Source organism: Xenorhabdus beddingii (assembly GCF_002127545.1).
In the GTDB taxonomy this organism is placed as follows: domain Bacteria; phylum Pseudomonadota; class Gammaproteobacteria; order Enterobacterales; family Enterobacteriaceae; genus Xenorhabdus; species Xenorhabdus beddingii.
The window spans coordinates 1-1621 of record NZ_MUBK01000099.1 but is presented as its reverse complement, the minus strand read 5'-3'; the positions used below and the strand labels follow the sequence as shown (position 1 = coordinate 1621).

General features: G+C 56.6%; 1 protein-coding gene. It reads left to right on the top strand.

Annotated features, from left to right (window positions below; all coding sequences use genetic code 11):
• Window positions 1-197 precede the first annotated feature (197 nt).
• The coding region (tssI, locus tag Xbed_RS18590) for a type VI secretion system tip protein TssI/VgrG (RefSeq protein ID WP_086114296.1) at window positions 198-1621 on the top strand (1424 nt) is incomplete at its 3' end.

The following is a 1621-nucleotide window of genomic DNA, read 5'->3' as shown; positions in this document are numbered from 1 at the left end:
ACCGTAATCCGGGGGAAATGTACCATTTCTGCCGCTTGATCAACTACGCCATGGCCTGTTTTGTCAGCCAGTCCTCGTTCGTCAAGCTGGATGTCTATACCCCGAACAAAAACACTGCCTTATGGGACTTTTGGCATGTCGACGGATTACGCAGGGAAATGTAAGCCATCACACCATCACAACAAGGAGCAACAACAATGACCATTCCGCCCACCGCCAAAAGCGGGTTACGCTTTGTTTTTCGGATAGCCGGCCTGCCTGACACCCCGTTCAGCGTGGGGGAGTTTTCCCTTCAGGAAGGGCTGTCTGAGCTGTTTACCCTCAACCTGACGCTGGTCTGCCCGCATAACCGGTTCAAAAAGCCGCCGGAGATTGATTTGGCCTCGCTGCTGATGCAGGAAGCGGTACTGCAAATTTTTCACGATGAGACCGAGCAGCGCAAAATCACCGGCATTATCTCCCATGCCGACTGGACCGGCACTGATGGCAACCAGACCCTGTACGCCTTTACCGTCCGGCCTTACCTTTGGCGCCTGACCCTCAATCAGGACAGCCGGATTTACCATCAGAAAAAGGCCCCTGACCTGTTAAATGAGTTGTTGAAAAAACACCGGGTACGGGCAGACTCCAAACTCTACGACCCGCATCAGGATCGGGAATACGTGACCCAGAAACGCGAATCTGACTACGCCTTTTTCAGCCGGCTGGCCGCCGAAGAGGGCATCAGTTTCTGGTTTGAGGATGAAACGCTGTTTTTCAGTGACAGCCATCTGGGGATGACCGCCGGCCTGCCGTTGCAGTACAACCCGCAACCAGAGACCGCCCACGGGCTGGATACCATTTATCAGGTCAGTCTGGGCGTCGGCATGAGTCCGCAACGCAGCCTGCATAAAGACTACAACCCGGACAGCCCGCGCTATCACCTCTCCCATATGCACAGCAGCGACGGTTTCCGCGATTTCGGCAGCCAGACCCCCTATACCGTGTTCGAAAGCTACGGGCGTTTCCAGAAAGATGCCGCTGCCAAACCGTTCCTGAAATACCGCCAGGAAGCACTGGACAACCAGAAGCAAAGCGGCAGCGGGCGCAGCAACTGCATCAAACTGATGCCGGGCAAAATCTTCGAGATAAAAGAACACCCGCACACCCCGCTGAACACCCGCTGGCAGATTGTCGGCATCCATCATTATGGCCGCTGCCCGCAGGCACTAGGGCACGATGGCGGTGACGGCACCACCCTCAGCAACGATTTCAGCTTTATCGACGGTCTTGCCGACTGGCGACCGCCGTTTCACTACAAACCGCTGGCGGATGGCGATGAAACCGCGATGGTGGTCGGGCCGGCCGGCGAGGAAATCTTTGTCAATAAAAACGGGGCCATCAAGGTGCATTTCCACTGGAACCGTTATGACGAGGCCAATGATGGCGCTTCGTGCTGGGTTCGCGTGGCTCAGGGCTGGAACGGCAACGGCTTTGGTTTTATGGCCATCCCGCGCATCGGGCAGGAAGTGATTATCTCCTACCTCAACGGTGATATCGACCGGCCGATTGTCACCGGCTGCGTTTACAACGACCTGACCCGCCCGCCGCTGGATTTACCGGCGGCCAAGACCCGCACCAC